Annotated in this window: 14 protein-coding genes; 11 read left to right on the top strand and 3 right to left on the bottom strand. The window is 39.9% G+C overall.

Annotation, left to right across the window (positions count from 1 at the left end):
* The 4 genes from EGI31_RS13400 to EGI31_RS13385 all read left to right on the top strand — a co-directional run.
* The coding region (locus EGI31_RS13400) for a tail fiber domain-containing protein (protein ID WP_255037738.1) at window positions 1-1,969 on the top strand (1,969 nt) is incomplete at its 5' end.
* 8 nt (window positions 1,970-1,977) lie between these two features.
* On the top strand, window positions 1,978-3,303 hold the full coding sequence (locus tag EGI31_RS13395) for a complement C1q domain-containing protein (RefSeq protein ID WP_255037737.1): 1,326 nt from the start codon (window positions 1,978-1,980) through the stop codon (window positions 3,301-3,303).
* Window positions 3,304-3,330: 27 nt separating this feature from the next.
* Window positions 3,331-3,906 carry a hypothetical protein gene (locus EGI31_RS13390; RefSeq protein ID WP_255037736.1) on the top strand — a complete coding sequence of 192 codons (576 nt, stop codon included), beginning with the start codon at window positions 3,331-3,333 and terminating at the stop codon, window positions 3,904-3,906.
* 18 nt (window positions 3,907-3,924) lie between these two features.
* Window positions 3,925-6,075 (top strand): hypothetical protein, encoded by a 2,151-nt coding sequence (locus EGI31_RS13385; RefSeq protein WP_255037735.1) that lies wholly within the window; start codon window positions 3,925-3,927, stop codon window positions 6,073-6,075.
* 16 nt (window positions 6,076-6,091) lie between these two features.
* On the opposite strand, the gene EGI31_RS13380 is transcribed toward EGI31_RS13385, so the two are convergent.
* The 3 genes from EGI31_RS13380 to EGI31_RS13370 form a co-directional block, all read right to left on the bottom strand.
* Complete coding sequence (locus EGI31_RS13380; RefSeq protein ID WP_255037734.1) at window positions 6,092-7,012, bottom strand: RluA family pseudouridine synthase; 921 nt, start codon at window positions 7,010-7,012, stop codon at window positions 6,092-6,094.
* Between the two features lie 75 nt (window positions 7,013-7,087).
* Complete coding sequence (locus EGI31_RS13375) at window positions 7,088-8,302, bottom strand: pyridoxal phosphate-dependent aminotransferase (RefSeq protein ID WP_255037733.1); 1,215 nt, start codon at window positions 8,300-8,302, stop codon at window positions 7,088-7,090.
* Between the two features lie 203 nt (window positions 8,303-8,505).
* Window positions 8,506-9,570: a serine hydrolase domain-containing protein gene (locus tag EGI31_RS13370; protein ID WP_255037732.1), complete on the bottom strand. Its 1,065-nt coding sequence runs from the start codon at window positions 9,568-9,570 to the stop codon at window positions 8,506-8,508.
* Between the two features lie 189 nt (window positions 9,571-9,759).
* Between EGI31_RS13370 and EGI31_RS13365 the strand changes: the two genes are divergently transcribed.
* The 7 genes from EGI31_RS13365 to EGI31_RS13335 all read left to right on the top strand — a co-directional run bounded on the left by EGI31_RS13365 (window position 9,760) and on the right by EGI31_RS13335 (window position 19,867).
* Window positions 9,760-10,995 carry a flavin-dependent oxidoreductase gene (locus EGI31_RS13365; protein ID WP_255037731.1) on the top strand — a complete coding sequence of 412 codons (1,236 nt, stop codon included), beginning with the start codon at window positions 9,760-9,762 and terminating at the stop codon, window positions 10,993-10,995.
* On the top strand, window positions 10,992-11,648 hold the full coding sequence (locus EGI31_RS13360) for a DUF1349 domain-containing protein (protein WP_255037730.1): 657 nt from the start codon (window positions 10,992-10,994) through the stop codon (window positions 11,646-11,648). Before EGI31_RS13365 ends, EGI31_RS13360 begins: the two co-directional genes overlap by 4 nt.
* Window positions 11,649-11,873: 225 nt before the next feature.
* A complete protein-coding gene (locus EGI31_RS13355; RefSeq protein ID WP_255037729.1) occupies window positions 11,874-13,247 on the top strand; it encodes an FAD-binding protein in 1,374 nt (457 codons plus the stop codon).
* A 36-nt stretch (window positions 13,248-13,283) separates the two neighbouring features.
* A complete protein-coding gene (locus tag EGI31_RS13350; protein WP_255037728.1) occupies window positions 13,284-14,600 on the top strand; it encodes an MFS transporter in 1,317 nt (438 codons plus the stop codon).
* A gap of 7 nt (window positions 14,601-14,607) precedes the next feature.
* On the top strand, window positions 14,608-15,624 hold the full coding sequence (locus EGI31_RS13345; protein WP_255037727.1) for a zinc-dependent alcohol dehydrogenase: 1,017 nt from the start codon (window positions 14,608-14,610) through the stop codon (window positions 15,622-15,624).
* A gap of 54 nt (window positions 15,625-15,678) precedes the next feature.
* A complete protein-coding gene (locus tag EGI31_RS13340) occupies window positions 15,679-16,758 on the top strand; it encodes a J domain-containing protein (protein WP_255037726.1) in 1,080 nt (359 codons plus the stop codon).
* 250 nt (window positions 16,759-17,008) lie between these two features.
* The gene (locus EGI31_RS13335) at window positions 17,009-19,867 is read left to right on the top strand and encodes a T9SS type B sorting domain-containing protein (RefSeq protein WP_255037725.1); all 2,859 of its coding nucleotides are present in this window, start codon (window positions 17,009-17,011) and stop codon (window positions 19,865-19,867) included.
* Window positions 19,868-20,320: the final 453 nt, after the last annotated feature.

Below are 20,320 nucleotides of genomic sequence, written 5' to 3'. Positions count from 1 at the left end.
AGGGGAAACCACAAATGGTATAGGAGGAAGTTTTGAATCAACAAATGGCTATTCTATCCAAACTTCAGGCAAAATAAAATTTGCCGGAAATGGTGTTGGAATAATCCAGTCAAACAGATTTTTAAAATCTATTAATTCAAACGGGGATGCTGAATGGAGTAATTTATTACCATACTCTCAAACTACAACTGCAACCACCGCACTTCTTAAAATAACTAATACCTCTACAAGTGGTTACAATGGCATTCAAGGTGAAACATTTTCAAGTGGTTTAGGTTTTGGTATACATGGTATTGCCAATTCAACAACACCCTCAGGACCAAACGCAGGTGTTTGGGGGAAAAATTCCTCTACAAACTCCTTGGGTTATGGGGTTGGAGGTACTCATTCTGGCACAGGAGCTGCTGTCAGAGGGGAAACCACAAATGGTATAGGAGGAAGTTTTGAATCAACAAATGGCTATTCTATCCAAACTTCAGGCAAAATAAAATTTGCCGGAAATGGTGTTGGAATAATCCAGTCAAACAGATTTTTAAAATCTATTAATTCAAACGGGGATGCTGAATGGAGTAATTTATTACCATACTCTCAAACTACAACTGCAACCACCGCACTTCTTAAAATAACTAATACCTCTACAAGTGGTTACAATGGCATTCAAGGTGAAACATTTTCAAGTGGTTTAGGTTTTGGTATACATGGTATTGCCAATTCAACAACACCCTCAGGACCAAACGCAGGTGTTTGGGGGAAAAATTCCTCTACAAACTCCTTGGGTTATGGGGTTGGAGGTACTCATTCTGGCACAGGAGCTGCTGTCAGAGGGGAAACCACAAATGGTATAGGAGGAAGTTTTGAATCAACAAATGGCTATTCTATCCAAACTTCAGGCAAAATAAAATTTGCCGGAAATGGTGTTGGAATAATCCAGTCAAACAGATTTTTAAAATCTATTAATTCAAACGGGGATGCTGAATGGAGTAATTTATTACCATACTCTCAAACTACAACTGCAACCACCGCACTTCTTAAAATAACTAATACCTCTACAAGTGGTTACAATGGCATTCAAGGTGAAACATTTTCAAGTGGTTTAGGTTTTGGTATACATGGTATTGCCAATTCAACAACACCCTCAGGACCAAACGCAGGTGTTTGGGGAGAAAATAATTCTACAAACTCCTTAGGTTATGGAGTTGGAGGAGTTCATCACGGAATGGGAGCTGCCGTAAAAGGTGAAACAACGAACGGAATTGGGGGACATTTTACCTCAACTAATAACATTGCCTTAATAACAGATAAAGGCAAAATAGGCTTTGGCAACACGGCTCCAAGTCTAAACTCTGATGAAAGAGTCGAAATAAATGGCAGACTACGAATCAGAGATTCTACAAGTACAGCAGGTGTTTGGTTTAATAATTCAGCAAACGGCATTGGTTTAGATAACGGAGCATTTTATGGTCTTCAAAATAACATTTCGGGCTTAGAAAAAGCAGGTATTTGGATTGGCTCAGCTTGGCGATTTACTATAAACAGAGTTGGCAACGCAAACTTTACAGGAACAGTAACGGCCACAGGATTTCCGATTGCATCAGACTTTAGATATAAGAAAAACATCCAGCCACTTGAAAATACCCTTTCTAAAGTCCAAAAAATAGTAGGTGTAAGTTATGATTTACGAAAAGATGAATTTCCAGAAAAGAACTTCTCCGACAAACCACAAATCGGCTTCATAGCCCAAGACTTAGAAAAAATCTTCCCTGAAATGGTATTTACCGATGAAAAATGCTATAAATCAGTTGATTATGCAAGATTGACCCCTGTTTTGGTGGAAGCAATGAAAGAATTGATTTTGAAAAACCAAACCTTAGAAAACAAAAACCAAACTTTAGAATCTCGCCTTGATAAAATTGAAGCAATGCTTTCTGCTATTCAACCAAATACTGAAAACTTGAATTCTAAAAAATAATTATTACCATGAAAAAAATTATCTTCCTCTCCCTATTTATTAGTCTCAAAATGTTTGGGCAGTCAATTACACTTGACCCGTCAAATCAAGGTTGGTTTGATAATATTGTAAAAATTAAAAATACCGGTGGCGGGTTTGAACATCGATCTGACGATGCCTTGACTGGAATCGGGACATGGGTTAATGCAAACTATGTTTATTTGAGAACTATTTCTAATAACAATTTGAGTTTTGCGACTAATAACGGAGGCCCACAAATGACTTTGACAACTAACGGTCGTTTAGGTATTGGTTCAAATCTAATTCCCGATGGACAGTTAGATGTAGAAAGAGGCACTGGTACTAGTGGGACAGCGGCTTTTCGTGGTACACAATGGATATCTCATTTTAATTATTCTACTGCCGAAGATACCTATATAAGAGGTGGTCAAAATGGGTCAAAGGTATTAATAAATGATTTGGTGGGTTTAGGAAATGTTGGTATTGGCACCGCGAATCCAACAAAAGCATTTTTGGTTGTGGATAAAAAAATAGGAGCCACACACGCTATTTTTGGTGAAAACACTTCTGGTGTATCAATAGAAAGCAGTTGGCCCGGAATATCCTTTAATGGCTATTATAATGGTGCCAGAAAACCACTAAGTAACGGCTTTGTTGGCGGAATGGCAATGAACCCTAGTACAGGGTTAATAAGCATATACAATACTTTTGCGAGTGGTACTGCAGGCAATAATGTTACTACTCAGGATTTAATAACAATGGATAATTTTGGGAAAGTAGGAATTGGTAATAGTAGCCCGCAAGCAAAATTACATGTTACAGGCAATATGAGAGTGGATAATTTAGCAGGAAGTGGTAAAGTACAGCTTTATGCCGACGACCAAGGAACGGTAAGTGGTGTTTTGCCTATTGCGTTTTCAGCTTATAATTCTAATAATTTGGCTGCAAACATTGCAACAGGTGTAGAAACTACGTTTCCATTTGCATCAGAAGAATATGATTTGGGGGGCTTTTATAATAATGCCACTTATGAGTTTTCTGCACCCACAAATGGCATATATCATTTTGATGCTTTTGTAAAATTTGGAGCAGTTTCCTCAACAACCAGTTCTGCTGTTTATTCGTTATATTTTTATATTGATACCGCACTATCGTCTGTTATTGAACAACCAATTTTCGTAGGAAGTTTTAATACTCTTAATTTTTCACAAGATGTCAAATTAAATGCAGGGCAAAAAGTAAAAATTAGAGTAATTCAAACATCTGGAAACACTTTACAATTATTAGGCGGAGGCTCTTCAAAATTCACAGGACATTTGGCAATTCGTTTGTAAAATATACTTAAAAATCAAAATGTAACCATGAAAAACTCAATCATTCTAATCCTCACATTAGCATTTATTGGCTTTCTAAGCTGCAATAATAGTGGCACCGAAAGCAAATCAGATACTAACGAAGACCTCTACTTCACTTTCTCTATTGACGGAAAAGAAGTTTCTATTCCCCCAGAAGAAGTTTCGACTTCTTATAATACTGCCTTGAAAAAGCCAGTTTTCAAGGTTTTTGCAGGAGAATATGGCAAAATTAACCTTTTGCTGGCCACCACAGAGGATGTAACAAAGCCTTCAAGCACTCCTTCGGGTTCAAAGAATTTTGATGATGAAATCACCCAAGGGAGTGTTTCGCTACAAAATTATCCCGAAAAAAATTATACCTCCAACAGCTTCAATACTAATTTTCCTGCATCATCAATTCCCGTTCCTGATGCTATTGTCATTACTGAAAGTAAACGATTTGGCGATACACATAGAATCATTACAGGCAAAATAAACGTGAAAGTTTTCGGTGGAGATGCCACCAACGATCCCAAATTGAAAGACCACGTTATTGTAGGGGAATTTCGGGTGAAACATGAATTTAGTGATGTGAAGTTTTAACCTTTTCTTTGATAAATTATGAAATTCTTTTTCTTTCTTTTGCTTTTCTTGAGCCTAAAACCTTACGCTCAATCCGTAGAATTAAGACCTGGCTCCAACGGCTTTGTGATGATTCCAAATGTTAGTATACTTGGTACTTGCACGGTGGGAGATAAGGGAAAAATTGTCTATTATGGTGTAGATAATACGCTCAGAATGTGCAATGGAAGCACTTGGGTGGATATTTCTTCTACAAGCTCTTTGACTTTACCCTTTTCTAGCTCTGTAAATAGTGGTGTATCAGAACTTTTTAAAGTTACAAATACTTCAACCACAGATGGTGGAATAGCACTTAGTGGATATATAAATGGCTCAAATAATGGAATAGCCGTGAGCGGAGTAGCTAACAATACTGCTCCAGTCGGTCCACAGGTTACTGGCGTTTATGGTGCTAGTTATTCAAATAATGCCAATGGCATAGGCGTGAGAGGGTTTCACTCCGGGACAGGATATGCTTTTTTTGGAAGTACTGCTTCTGGTATAGCAGCCTTTTTGTCGTCAACCAATGGTTATGGATTACAAACCAGAGGCAAACTGCAATTTGCTGGCAATGGAGTTGGTACTTTGGCTGCCAATAAGTTCCTAAAATCAATAAACACAAGTGGCGATACCGAATGGGGCGACATTTTACCTCTAGATTTTACAAAAAACGAAGCTATAAAAATACTTTCCGTATCGAACACCAGTACCGGCCCAGCGAGTGCTATTGTAGGAACAACTAGTTCGCTTAGCGGCGGAAAAGGTGTTTATGGTTTTGCACAAGAATACGGCCCGACTGCAGCCACATATGGTGTTTTTGGGTTTAATCAATCTTCCAATGCTCTCGGTTCGGGTGTTTATGGTAATCATTATGGAACGGGAAATGGTGTTTTGGGGGAGTCTGATGGCGTAGGAGTAAAAGGCATTTCGGCGGTAGGAAAAGGAGTTTGGGGAGATGGTCCTGTCGATGGTGTTAGAGGCTCAACAACCACCGGAACGGGAGTAACTGGTACTGCAACAGGTATCAATGGATACGGTGCTTTTTTCAACTCTACCAATGGCCCTGCATTGGCTACTGGACTTGGAAATGTCGGAATTGGTTCTATTGCCCCGAAATACAAACTTACTTTTAACAGTGTTTTAGGAGATAAAATATCGTTTTGGGGTGGCGAGACAAACAATACTACCAATCATTATGGTATTGGAATTGGTGGCGGAGCACTTCAGTTTTTCGTACCAACGGCTTCTGACAATCTAGTTTTTGGTACTGGTAGAAGTGGTGATTTTTCTGAAAAAATGAGAATCAATGGTGCAGGTAATGTAGGCATTGGAATAAATAACCCCAACGCTACTCTTTCCATAGCTAGAGGAACTGGTACAGACGGAACTGCTGCCCTTTTCGGCACGACCCATACTTCACATTTTAACTACACAAGCTCAGAAGATACTTATATAAGAGGAGGAAAAAACAATTCGAAAGTATTGATAAACGATGTTGCAGGCTTAGGAAATGTAGGTATTGGCACAGCTTCGCCCAATTATAAATTACAGGTAAATACTATTGGAAATGGTGCCGGAATAGTCCATGCCAATAATGCGGGTATTGAAGTCGGTACTTATGCTGGTTTTGGGGCTGGTTGGTATGGTACTCTTACAAACCATCCACTATCTCTTTTTGTAAATAATGGCAACGCCGCTGTTAATATTTCAACAAATGGAAATGTGGGCATAAATACCACAACTGCAAATTCTCGTCTCCAAGTAGAAGGAAGTTTAAGTTTGCCTTACAGGGAAATTTCTTCAAATTATACACTAACCGATGCTGACCATAGTGTTAGAGCAATTGGTTATCAATCTACTACGGTAACTTTACCCTCACCAACAAATAGAACTGGCAGAATTTATGTGATATCAGCTGACTTGCCCTTGCTATTTCAACCACCAAGTGGGTTAACCGTTTTTAATCCAATATACATATTTGATCATCTTGGAAATAATCTATTGGCAAATAGTAACTTGAGTGAAGCAGGCTCTGGCAATTTCTTGTACTTCTTAAAACTTCTAAGCGGGAAAATCATCAAAAAAACCAGCATTACTGTACAAAGCACAGGAACCTCCTGGGCTATTATTGACAACGATTTCCAGTTCTAAGCAATTTCTTCCTCCATCAAAACAACCCTAAGAATGCTTTCGGCACCTCAGTCTCAAAACGCATGGCTTCTTTGGTGACAGGGTGGGTAAATGACAATACCCAAGCATGCAGACCGAGGCGTTTGATGGGATTGGTGGTGGCTCCGTATTTATCGTCGCCTATTACGGAATGGCCCAGGTCTTTCATGTGTACACGAATTTGGTTTTTGCGGCCGGTTTCGAGATTTACTTGTAATAAACTGTGCTTTTTTGAGGTTTTTGCTACTTCATAATAAGTAACGGCCTTTTGCCCTTGTTCAGGGTTTTGCGATGAATACATAATCAAAGCTTTACTTTCTGTCAAATAGGAAATAATCTTACCCACAGGTTTAGCCACAATACCCTCCACAACAGCTAAATAGGTGCGTTCGAGTATGTTGTCGTTCCAGTTTTCTTGCAAAGCTTTTTGGATTCTCTGGCTTTTGGCGTACATCATTATTCCCGAAGTGTCTTTGTCGAGGCGATGAACTACAAATATTTTGTTGGCAGGATCCTGCCTTTTGACATATTCGCTCAAAACGCTGTAGGCTGTGTTTTCTTTTTGTTTTTCGGTGGCTATCGAAAGTACGCCCGCTTCTTTGTCGATTACTATCAAATATTGATCTTCAAAAATGATTTTCAGGCCTCTAATTTTGATTTCCTCTGGCTGTTTTTCCCAACGGATTTCAACCTTTTGACCTAGCCGCAAAGGCTGATTAAACTGGCTAATGGCTTCGCCTTCAACGAAAACTTTCTTGTCTCTAAGCAAAACCTTTACATCGTTTCGGCTTTTTTGAGACAATTTTTCCAACAAAAAAACCAGAAGTTCAGAATCATGCTGAACTTCAAACTTGAGGTCGTTCGGCTTAACTTTTTTCTTTTGTGAAAATGTTTTTTTGATGTCTTTGGGTTGCCTCATTTCGACTATATTTTAAAAAATCAAGCCCTATCCAAAACACTTGAATAGGGCTCAAAACTTATTTCTTCTTTTTGCTTATTTCAAAGTCTCTACAGCTGCTTTTATTCTTGCTACGGCTTCTTTCAAGGCCTCGTCTGATGCTGCGGTAGAAATACGGATGCAGTTTGGAGCTCCGAAAGATCCGCCTCCTACTGTAGCAACAAATGCCTTCTCCAACAACCACATCGATAGGTCGTCAGAGTTGTTTATGATTACTTCTCCGTCTGTTTTTCCGAAATAATAACTTACATCAGGAAATGCGTAAAATGCACCTTCTGGCACATTCACCTTAAAGCCTGGAATTTCTTTCAACAAACCAATCACCAAATCTCTTCTTACCAAATACGCCCTTTTCATGGTTTCGGGAGCAGTCATGTCGTCCCAAGCTACCACTGAGGCCCTTTGAGCGATGCTGTTGGTTCCTGAAGTAACCTGACCTTGTAGTTTATCGATACCGTCCACTATCCACTTGGCTGCACCAATGAAACCAATTCTCCAGCCAGTCATGGCGAAACCTTTGGCCATACCATTTACAGTAATTACTCTTTCTTTGATGGCAGGAATAGATCCGATACTGAAATGTCCTTCCTCACGGAAGTTGATATATTCGTAAATTTCGTCAGCGAGAACGAATACGTTTTCGTGTTTTTCGATAACCGCCGCTATAGCTCTCAACTCAGCTTCGCTATAAACTGATCCAGTTGGATTGTTTGGCGATGCATACATAACCACTTTGGTTTTGTCGGTAATGGCTGCCTCCAATTGCTCAGGCGTAACTTTAAAGTCGTTGTCAAAGGCTCCTTCCAAAATCACAGAAGTACCTTCAGCCAATTTCACCATTTCAGAGTAGCTTACCCAATATGGAGCAAAAATAATCACCTCATCACCCGGATTAACCATCACGGCCAAGGCATTAGCCAAAGAATGTTTGGCTCCAGTCGATACAATTACGTTCTCTGGTTTCCAATCTATATTGTTGTCACGCTTAAATTTCTCGGATATTACCTTTCTCAATTCAGGAATTCCAGCCACAGGTGTATATGCGTGAAATCCGTTATCAATAGCCTGTTTGGCAGCCTCACAGATGTGCTTTGGCGTTTTAAAATCAGGCTCGCCTATTGAAAGATTGATTACTTTGTGGCCTTGTGCAGCCAACTCTCTTGATTTTTTTGACATTGCAAGCGTTGCAGACTCCTCCAAATTGTTGATTCTGTCAGCGAGCAAATTTGCGGTTTCAACCATTACAGACATTTTTTAGATATTTTTGTTTCCCAAAACTTATTGATTTTCAAAAAACTAAGTGTTTTCCGAAATCGGGTGCAAAATTACGCAATAGCTTTTTAAATGCCTTAGCTTTTTTTACTTAATGTGTACTTTAGTAATACCCAAATCTGCCGAAAATAATCATGAATACTGAAAACGTCTGTCCACTTTTGACGCTGATTCATGAAGAATTACTTTTCCAAAATTTCGTTAATGACGTCAATCGCCGCATCGTTTGAGGAGCTACTGAGTATAATAACCGTAGTTTTGGTTTTCATATTTCGTGATATAAAATTTTCGAAGCCTACCCAGCTGCCAGTATGTGACACTATTTTGTTGTTTTCATCAATTTCCCAGCCGAAACCATAGCCAAATTCTTCTCCATTGGTAGTACTTCCGCTGGTAAAAGCCTCCTTCAGGGCATTGAGCGACACGAGCTTATTGGTGTAAAGTGCTTGATCCCATTTTAGTAAATCCTCCACTGAAGAATACAAGTTGCCATCACCTACAACACCATCCATGTTGGTGAGGTCGTTGCTGTATTTTTTGCCCTTTTTTACTTCAAAACCATAAACCCTTTGGTGACCGGCACTGGTATTGGTTTTTATTTTTTGGTAAAAAACAAAAGAATCCTTTAAACCCAGAGGCTGAGCAATTTTAACTCTAAAATAGTCTTCGATGGCCATTTTGGAGGTTTTTTCGATGATATTGGTCAGAAGAGCATAGCCGGTGTTGGAGTATTCCCATTTGGTGCCAGGCTCGAAATTCAACTTTGGTTTCTTTTCTACCAAAAGTGCGAGCAGTTTTTTGTTGGTCAGGATTTCGTCTTCGTCCAGATGTTCCTCGGCAAAATCGAAATATTCGGGCAAGCCTGAAGTATGTTGAAGCAGATGTCTGATAGTAATTTTTTTGTAAGGAAATTCAGGAAAATACATGGCCAATTTGTCATCATAATTTAGTTTCCCTGCCTCTTTTAGTTGCATAATCATCATAGCAAAAAACTGTTTTGAAACAGACGCCAAATTGAAGGACGAATTGAACTTTAAAGGTTCATTGGATTTAAAATTGGCCACACCAAAGGCTTTTTTATAAATAGGGCTTCCGTTTTTAGCAAACAAAACTACCCCATTGAATTTCTGATTTTTGTACAAATCTTGGAGGTCATTATCAATTTCTTTTATCTGATAGGCAGTGGGTTGAGAGAAACTTTGGAATGAAAAAAGGAGAAATAGAAAAAGATTGAAAAGGTTTTTCATGGTTTAAATAAATACAAGTTTTTGCAAAAAAACGGAATCTTGGTCATTAAAATTCAATTATGAAAAACTTCCCGTTACATTTTATAAGAAAAGAGTTATTTCTTCCCCGCTTTATTTTTAATACTTTTGATTAAATGGCAATTACCTTAAATTCTTTTTTAATTTTGGTATTGAAATATAACAGGAGAAATGAACGTAAACATAATTGGAGGAGGAATCGGCGGCCTAACTACGGCCTTGGCCTTGCATGAGGCAGGATTTAGGGTGAAGGTTTTCGAATCTGTAAAGGAAATCAGACCCTTGGGCGTAGGAATAAATATTTTGCCTCACTGTGTAAGAGTATTGACCAACCTTGGTTTGCAAGAAAAAATTGCTCAAAGTGCCATAGAAACCTCTGATTTGGTGTATTTTAATAAATTCGGACAACAGTTTTGGACCGAGCCACGTGGTCGGTTTGCTGGCTACAAATGGCCGCAGTTTTCGGTACATCGTGGGGTATTACAATTGATATTGCTAGATGCCGTAAAGGAAAGAATCGGCGAAAACTGTTTACACCTCAATCACCACCTTTCGCACTTTGACCAGTCCGAAAATCAAGTGACGGCTCATTTTATAGACAAAGAAAGTAGCGAAAAACTATTAGAATCCACCTCAGACATCCTCATAGGTGCGGATGGCATAAACTCGGTGGTAAGAAAACAGCTCAATCCCGAAGAGGGCTCGCCAGTGTACTCAGAAAACGTACTTTACAGAGGAGCATCCAAAATGAAGGGATTTTTGAACAGTACCTCCATGGTCATGATTGGACATTTGGGCCAAAAAATGGTGTCTTATCCGATTTCGAACCAACCTGACGAAGAAGGAAATTATCTCATCAATTGGGTGGCCAACCTCAGAGAAGGAAAATCAAAACTAACCGCTCGCGATTGGAACAGAGAAGCCGACAAACAGCGATTGGTGGATATTTACAAAAACTGGAACTTTGATTGGCTAAATGTGCCTGAGATGATCAATCTGGCCGAAAAAGTATATGAGTTTCCAATGTCGGACCGCAATCCACTGGAGAAATGGACAGAAGGTAGAGTGACCTTGTTGGGAGATGCAGCACACCCCATGTATCCGATCGGTTCCAATGGTGCTTCACAGGCTATTTTAGACGCCGATGCTTTGTGTGAGGCTCTGAAAAGTGAACATTCGGCTGAATTGGCTTTGTCGGTTTATGAAGCCGAGAGATTACCGGCTACCTCAAGTGTGGTGCTCCAAAATAGAGCCAAAGGTCCTGACCAAATAATGGACATGATGGAGGAGTGGTTTCCACAGGGTTTTTCGGAGGAACAAATACCGCATGAGGCACTCAAAGAAGTAATGGACAACTACAAAAAAGTAGCTGGGTTTGATATAAATACACTAAATCTAAAAAAATGAAAAGACATCTACTATTTATCTTGGTTCTAATAAGCGAACTAGCAAAAGCCCAACAACCACCCGTAAAAATTAACGGCATTCCACAACTTTTGTATTGGGAAAACTCACCCATTAGCGTTTCACTTAAAGCGGGGGTTTTGGAAATAGAGGCTGGAGCCAAAACCGACATGTTTCGTGACCCAAACGTGACCTACAATACCGACAACGCCCCCAAACTCATGTTCGTGCCAGACAAAGACTTTGTTTTATCTGCTACCATTGAGCATAGTTTTGTGAACAAATGGGACGCAGGAGCATTGGTAATGAAAGCAGACAGCCTCAATTGGATAAAGTTTTGTTTTGAGAGAGATTATCTGGGGTATAGACGAATAGTTTCGGTAGTTACCAAAGACGTGTCTGACGATGCCAATGCCCAAAGTGTCAACGAAAACTTTGCTCATTTCAAGATAGCCAAAGCTGATAATGTAGTCACCCTATATGTTTCTACGGACGGTAAAAAGTGGCTATTGATTAGGCATTTGCAGTTCAACACCGACAAAGAGATAAAAGTGGGCTTCTTGGCACAATCTCCTGTAGGACAAAGATGTAAAGTAAAGTTTTCGAACATAAAATACGAGGCCAAGAAAATTAAGGATCCTTATGCAGGAAATTGAGAGAGTTTAGAATTAAGAATCCAAGTTTCTAAAATTTGAACTACTAATTCTACTTTTACACTCAAAAGCCGCGGCAGGGATGGAGCCTTTGTTTGAGCTCCTTTGGTGGGCTGGCCTTGGCCGCACACCAAAGAGCGAGTGGCGACAGCCCGACCTCCCGAAAGCTTTCGGGAGGGGCCGCCCAAAACAAAACAAGAACGAGTCAACCTTAAAATATAACCTAAAATGAAAAAAAGAGAATTCCTGAAATCGGCGTCCGTTTTGGCGGCTGGGGCGGCATTTCCGCAGTTGATGTCATGCGGCAACAATACCGCTGAAACTACCCAAACCACCGAGGCGGTGCATGTGGGCCGAACCAACTGGGCGGGAAACTATACGTACAGCACCGACAATTTGGTGGCTCCGAAAACCGTAGAAGAGCTACAAGAACTCATAAAATCATACAAAAAAGCCAAGGGACTGGGTACGATGCACTGTTTCAATGGCATTGCCGACAGTAAGTTTAACCAAATTTCGACGGCTGCACTGAACAAGGTAATTTCGCTAGACAAAGAGAACCAAACGATAACGGTGGAGTCTGGCATAAAATACGGCGAATTTTGTGAATATCTTGATAAAAATGGCTTTGCCTTACACAATTTAGCTTCTTTGCCACACATTTCTGTAGCTGGGGCGTGTTCAACGTCTACGCATGGCTCGGGCATAAGCAATGGCAGCTTGGCCACGGCAGCAGTGGCACTTGAAATAGTAAATGGCAAAGGAGAATTGGTAACCCTGACCAAAGAAAAAAACCGTGAGGAATTTCTGATGGCCATAGTGAGTTTGGGAGCTTTGGGTATTATAACCAAGGTGACATTGAAAGTGCAGCCGACTTTTAAGATGAAGCAGGTGGTGTACCAAAACATGCCCATGGCCGCACTGGAGAAGGATTTTGAAAAAATAATGGCGAGCGGTTATAGCGTGAGTTTGTTTACAGACTGGAAAAATAAAAACGTGAGCGAGGTTTGGATAAAAGTAAAATCTAACGATGTGAAGGAGTTTGCACCAGAATTTTATGGGGCAAAATTGGCCACCAAAAACCTCCACCCGATAGAGTCTGCCGACCCGGTGAATTGCACCGATCAAATGGGTGTAGATGGCACTTGGTATGAACGCATGCCGCACTTTAAGATGGGTTTTACGCCGAGTAGTGGCAAAGAACTACAAGCTGAATATTTTGTAAACATCAAAGATGCCTATCAGGCGTTTATGGCGGTAGAAAAACTGAACGAGAAAGTGGCTCCGCTCCTATTCATCACCGAAATACGCACCATAGCGGCCGACGACATACCGATGAGTCCGTTTTACAAAAAGACCTGTATGGCCATACACTTCACATGGAAACAGGAGGTGGACGCCGTGATGGCCTTACTGCCGGAAGTTGAAAAAGCTTTGGAGCCATTTGGAGCGAGGCCACACTGGGGCAAATTATTTACGCTAAAACCCAATGTTTTGCAGGCAAGAATCGAAAAACTAAACGAGTTCAAGGCCTTGATGCTCAAGCATGACCCTGAAGGTAAGTTTAGAAACGACTTTATTGACACCAACCTGTTTGGTTGAAAAATTAATCGCTAATACATTTTCAGAATACGACCATTGAACAAAGAACCCCAATACGCTGCTTTAAAGAACCTAATTGATAACAAGCCCATGAGTGGCTTCCAGATTTTGATGGTTGCTATCTGTTTTGTATTGAACATGAACGACGGTATTGACGTACTCATCGTGTCGTTTTCGAGTGCAGACATAGCAGCCGAAATGGCTCTTTCAAAAGTACAGTTGGGATATATTTTCAGTGCTGGACTGGCAGGTATGACCATCGGAGCATTGGGTATAGCTCCCATGGCCGATAGGCTGGGTAGAAGAAAAATCTTTATTGTTTCACTATTTCTGATAAGCACGGGCATGTTATTGGTTTGGTTTTGTGACAGTTACAGCCAACTCTTGCTTCTAAGGCTAGTGACTGGCCTTGGTATCGGAGGTATATTGCCCGCCATGGCCGCCACGGCTTCGGAGTTTTCAAATGCCAAAAACAGAGACTTCAATGTTGGTTTAGTACAAGCGGGTTGGCCAGTTGGGGCAATCTTCACGGGTCTTTTTTGTGCTTACACCATTCCTGAGTTTGGTTGGCGTTATGCTTTTCTTTTTGCAGGAATTTTATCGTTTCTGATGTTAATTGCTGTGGTAGTTTTCATGACAGACTCGCTGGATTATTTAGTGAAAAAACAACCCGAAGGAGCCTTGGAGAAAATGAACTCTCTGTTGAACAAAATGAAACTGGCAACCATAAACGTTTTACCCGAAAAACCTTTAGAAACCACAGAGAAGCCATTTAAAAGTCTTTTTACAAAAGAATTCAAAGTGGATACTTTCAAACTTTGGGTGGCAGTATTTTTTGGGTTTCTGACATTGTACACCATCATGAGCTGGGTACCGAATATAGCCAAAGAAGCCGGATTGCCTTTCCAAATGGCCACGTATGTAGGTATTGCACTAAACATTGGTGCTGCATTTGGCACCATTAGTCTTGGCATAGTTGCCAAAAAACTGGGACTTCGTAAAACAGTGTTTACCTATATGCTTAGTGCTTTTGTTATCATGATTATTTATGGTAACGTCACCCTGTCGCCTTATTTGATTTTTGCCCTAATTTTCCTCATTGGTATATTTGTGCAAGGTGGTTTTAACGGTATCTATCCAACTTTGGCGAGGGTATATCCCACAGAAATTCGCTCCACGGGCGTAGGATTTGCGGTAGGTATTGGTCGTTTTGGTGCTATTTTAGGCCCAACATTGTTTGGCCTCCTTTCTGACCAAAACCTTAGCATTGGAGCTTTGTTTACCATTTTCTCTATCCCGCTTGTCATAATGGGTATCAGCGTTTTTAGTCTTAAATCCAACCGCATAGATTGATCTTTTTATGAAAGCAGCGTTCTTAATAAAACCCCAAAAAATAGATTTTCAAGAAATCGAAATACCAGAACCAGCTTGGGGTGAAGTAAGAGTAAAGCTTCAAAAAGTAGGCATCTGTGGCTCTGATGTGCATTTGTTTTTAGGCCATAGGTTATTAGAAAAACCTACCATCATCGGACACGAGGGTATAGGAATTATTGAAAAGCTCGGCCCGGGTGTAGAAAATCGTCAATTGGGCGAAAGAGTGGCTGTAGAACCTAATGTTCCTTGTCAGAAATGTAAATTTTGCCAACAAGGCAGAGGAAATATTTGCGTTAATAAACGAGTAAAAGGACTAAACGAAAATGGTTGTTTTGCCGAATATATCGTTCTTCCAGAGGCCTTTGCGTGGAAAATACCCGATGAAATAAGTGACGAAGATGCAGTGGTATTGGAGCCAACAGCTGTAGCAGTACATGCACTGTTTAACTCCAAAACCAAACCTGGAGATACTATAGCTATTATAGGTCTTGGAGCTATTGGTCTTTTAATCAATCATTTGGCTTTTTCTGTAGGTTATGAGGTGCTGGTCACTGAACCCAAACAAGAAAAGTTAAATTTGGCGACTAAAGAAGGTGCAATTGCTATCATGACCGACGGAAATACTGAAAACCAAATTGCCCAACTTTCGGAAGCTTGGGAAAGTAATGAAGTTTCGGCAGTGTTTGAGTGTGCGGGCGTTTCGCAAACGGCATCATTGGCAACTTCTGCTGCTCCCAGAGGTTCTGAAATTATACTGGTTGGGCTTTCTGCCGGACTTTCTACATTCACTCCCCTAAAAATTGCCCGAGAAGGAATTCACATTGTCCCGTCCATAATTTATGATCATCCTACCGACTTTAGAAGAGCTATTCAACTCATTAAATCCAAAATTATCACTCCAAGTAAAATCATATCAAGTATTTCTAGTTTTGAAAACTTGCAATCGGCATTAGAACTGGCAGCCGAAGGCAATGAAAGCAAAATTGTGGTTACATTTGATTAAAAGAAGTGTTTGTGTTTGCTTTATTTGGTTTTTTAGGGATAACCCACAAAATGTATGTCAACAAAAATATTTAAAAAGGAATCAGGCGAAAGCAAAAAATCCAAGCTGCAGAGTAGGTACGAAAAACTCTTGAAAGACATTGACAAGAAGAAAAAACAGCAACAAAACCTCAGGGATGGCTTACGAACAGCGGTTCCTAGAGTGATAACCGAACTTCAGCCTTTGGCAAAAGCCGAGACTGAATGGCACATAAAAAAGCTCATAAGGTTGGACGAAATTGTGGACGAGATAGTGATTTCGAAAAACAAAAGAGACATGTTTGTGGACTATATCCTTCAAGAATTGAGAATGTTTTTATCCACAAGTCATCAAAGTGATGAAACCCTAAAGCGACTTTACCGAAAGTATGCGAAGGAGGATTTCCAGCAGAACCGCTTTTTTAATTCATTTGGTTCGGCAAGTGCTGAAGATTCCTCCAATGATGACATTGTAGAATTCTCCCATGAAAACACCAAAGAATCTACTGATAATAAAACATTTAACTTTCAAGAGGAAAAAGAAAGTTTTGGGAAAAAACCTAAAAAACTATCCAAAAAAGAAGAAATAGAAGCCGAAGAGGAAAAGATTCTGGCACAAGACGCCAAGGCAATTTATTTTCGACTAATCAAAAAATACCATCCGGATCGACAACAAGACCCTACAAAACAAAAAGAATATACCGAAATATCAAAACTCGTAACCAAAGCCTACAAAGACAACGATTTTATGGCTTTGCTGCGACTCCAAGTGGAGTATATCGATGAAAACGAAAATGACGCCCACGCCCTTGCAGACGACATGATTATGCGATACAATAAAATACTTCAAAACCAACTGAACGAACTAAATTCGGAACTAACGATCGCCAAAATGAGTTCTCAAGGCCTTTTTGAAGATTTTTTCGACCAAAACTATGAATTTTCTGAAAAGCTTTTCGAAAAAAAGAAGAGAGAAATAGAAGTAAATATTGCCCACATCAAGGCCAACATTGAGGAATCTGAACGTCAGAAAAAAGGCTGGTTCAAACAATGGATCAAAGAACTTCAAGAATTAAACAATCAGAGGTCCATGGAGTTTTTATTCGGAGGATTTTAGATAGTCTGGAATTATTGACAAACCGGATTTTAGAAAAAATGAATAAAGCATAGCCCTGTTAAACCTTTGGCATATCGGCACGTCATTAATTCTATTATCCAAAGAATATTTTAACGATTTTTGTCGTTTTCTTAAAAGCATTTAGATTATTTTTGACCAATACGACAAAAATCTCCAAATAAGTATCGGGAATCCGCTAACCTTTAGGATGCCAGAGCCGTATTTGTAAGTATTTAAGCGACGCTTTACTATGAGAAAAACTTTTCACTTTCTTTTTATACTGTTTTTGGCTTGTCCGTTTTGGGGTTATGCTACGCACCTTCGTGCTGGAGAAATTACGGCCAAAAGGGTATCTGAAACACAACTGACCTACAAAGTTACGCTGACCACTTTTACCGATCAGGTGAATGGTAGAGCGGCCAACGATGGCCAAGAAACTGTAAGTTTCTACTTTGGTTTTTCAACCAACAAAGTGGAGTCGTACAATGTAAGTAGAAAAAAGAAATTTCTGATCAGCCCAACAACCATGTGTAACGTTTATGATACCACATTTACGTTTCCAGCACCGGGCAGATATACCATCAGCTGTGGAATCGTTAACCGAAACGAACGCACTGTAAACCTTCCCCAACCATCAGAGAACATAAGTTTTTTTGTACAAACTACCATCGTTATCAGTTCTAGCTTTGGTTTAAATAGTACGCCTGTTCTCCTAAATATTCCATTAGATTCTGCTGCTATCGGCAAAAGATTTATTCATAATCCCGGAGCCTTTGACATTGACGGTGACAGCCTTTCTTATAAATTAACCACTCCTCAAAGAGACAAAGGCGTTGACACCGGCATCGGAGAGTTCATAGTGGGCTATCGCGACCCAAGTACTGTAGGACCAACCCCTGTCCTCAATCAGGCAGGCACAGGCCCAGCTACGTTTAGAATTGACCCCCGAACGGGCGACCTAATCTGGGATGCTCCGAGAGAAATCGGGCAATATAACGTGGCATTTGTAATAGAAGAATGGCGAAAAGCCCCCGACGGCACCTATATAAAAATTGGCGAGATTGTCAGGGACATGCAAATAATTGTGGCAGAATCAGACAACAACAGCCCCGAACTTGTACTCCCGCCAGACATATGTATTGAAGCAGGTCAGAAGCTCGAATTTGAGGTAAAAGCTTCAGACAAAGACGACCAGACCCTCAAAATCACTACCACGGGCGGTGTGTACAACATAGATGCTAACGGACTGTTTTTTAAGTATATAGAACCCGAAGCCGCCAAGTTTAAAACTACAATAACTAAAAAGCAAGCAAGTGGAACTTTCACGTGGAACACCAATTGTCTGCATGTAAGAGAACAAGCATACGATGTCCTTTTTAAAGTAGAAGATAACCCTGGAAGGTTTGATATTCAATTGGTTGACATCAAAACTATTAAGATAAATGTGCTTCCTCCACGGCCTTTGGGATTGACAGCCACTGAAACAGATGCCGGCATAAAACTCACCTGGCAAGGGCAAAAAGTATGTAAAACCGCTGGTAAAATCTTGGTATATAGAAAAAGCGGTTGTAGTGGTTTGAACCCCGGAGAATGTGCTTCAGGCATACCGAACGATTGGGGATATTCACTTGTTGGTGAAGTAAACGTAGCAGATAGCACCTATCTGGACACCAAGGCCGACAAGGGTTCTATTTACAGTTACAGATTGGTAACGGAGTTGGCTGTTAATCAATTTTTGAACATGCAAAGTGCTCCATCTACAGAGTTTTGCATAGGCTCCGAAATAAAACAAGGTATGAACGTCATGACCAAGGTTTCGGTTACAAAAACCGACCTGACTACCGGCGAAATATTGGTAAATTGGACAAAACCATTGGATCTGAAATTAGACGAGAGCAAAGGACCATACGTATATAAACTATACAGAGCCTTAGGAATTGGTGGTGAAAACTATACCCTAATCCATACCCAGAACACTACTTTAGGCACTGCGGCTGATACTGTTTTTACCGACAAAAACCTCAATACCAAAGAATTAGTATACAGATACAAAGTAGAATTCTATACAGAGTCCACTAAACTGTTCAGTAGTTCAGCAGTAGCCTCAAGTGTCAGATTAGGCATTCTGCCGGACGACAAATCGCTGAAACTTTCATGGGAAGCAAACGTGCCTTGGTCCAACGAAAACCGTACACATTTTATCTACAGAGAAGACAAACTCAATCTGGGCAAATTTAATCTTGTAAAAAAGTTAAAAGTTACACAAGCAAACACCTTTGCTTTTACGGATATCGGCCTAGACGAAGAAAAAGAGGATGGCGATATATCTTACGACATACAAAATGGCGAAACGCATTGCTATTTTGTGGTAACCTATGGTGCTTACACTGAGCTACCTCAGTTTGGAGTTTTGGAAAACTATTCACAAATAGCTTGCGGCAGTCCTGCCGACAAATCGCCACCTTGTACGCCAGCCATAGTGAATACACCAGGTGGAAGCGGTTCGGGCTGTGTTGGACTGACCTCAAAAGACTTTTGCAACGACAACGTGTTTGTCAATAAACTCAATTGGAACAGCCCAACTACTAGTGGTACAGGTGCTTGCAGGCAAGATATCGTTTCTTACAGTATATTTTTTGCAAGATACGAAGACGAAAAGCCTACTTTGATTGCTGTACAAGAAGCTTCGTCTGGCAATTCGTTCTCGCATAGGAGAAACTCAAAAGATGGTTTTGCGGGATGTTACTATATTTCGGCTAAAAATTCGATAGGCATTGAAAGCGAAATAAGCAACAAAATATGCTTTGACAATTGCGAAGATCTTAGTTTTCCTAATGTATTTTCGCCAAACAATGATGGCAAAAACGACACTTTCTCTCCGATGAATTGCCCAGCATTTATCAATAACATCAGTTTTGATGTATATTCTTCGCAGGGACTAAAAGTGGCTACCAGCACAGGAGAAAGATTGGAATGGGATGGTAAAGACCTTAATGGCAACGATTTGCCTTCCGGAGTATATTATTATTACATCACTGTTAATTTTGAAAAACTTGACCGAGCTGGACTAACAAAAACCATTAAGGGATATGTGACTTTGATTAGGTAATCAGAACCTTTATGGCCTGGAATCCCTTCTTGTTAAAACTCTAACTTGGTCAACTTTTTAACATTAAGAAAATTAAAAGGTTAAGAACGTTTAGAAGATATATAGAGCTTCATTCCCTTCATTTCTTAATCACTTCATGTTAAAAAGTTCAATAGCATTCTTTTTCCAACATTAAGAAAATTAAAAGGTTAAGAACGTTTAGAAGATATAAAGAGCTTCATGTCCTCCATTTTCTTAATCACTTCATGTTAAAAAGTTCAATTGCATTCTTTTTCCAACATTAAGAAAATTAAGGAGTTAACAACATTTAGAAGATATATAGAGCTTCATGTCCTTCATTTTCTTAATCACTTCATGTTAAAAAGTTCAATTGCATTCTTTTTCCAACATTAAGAAAATTAAGGAGTTAACAACATTTAGAAGATATATAGAGCTTCATTCCCTTCATTTCTT

The organism is Lacihabitans soyangensis (assembly GCF_024343775.1).
In the GTDB taxonomy this organism is placed as follows: Bacteria; Bacteroidota; Bacteroidia; order Cytophagales; family Spirosomataceae; genus Leadbetterella; species Leadbetterella soyangensis.
Note: the sequence above shows the minus strand (reverse complement) of the source record. Positions and strands in the feature narration are given on the sequence as shown.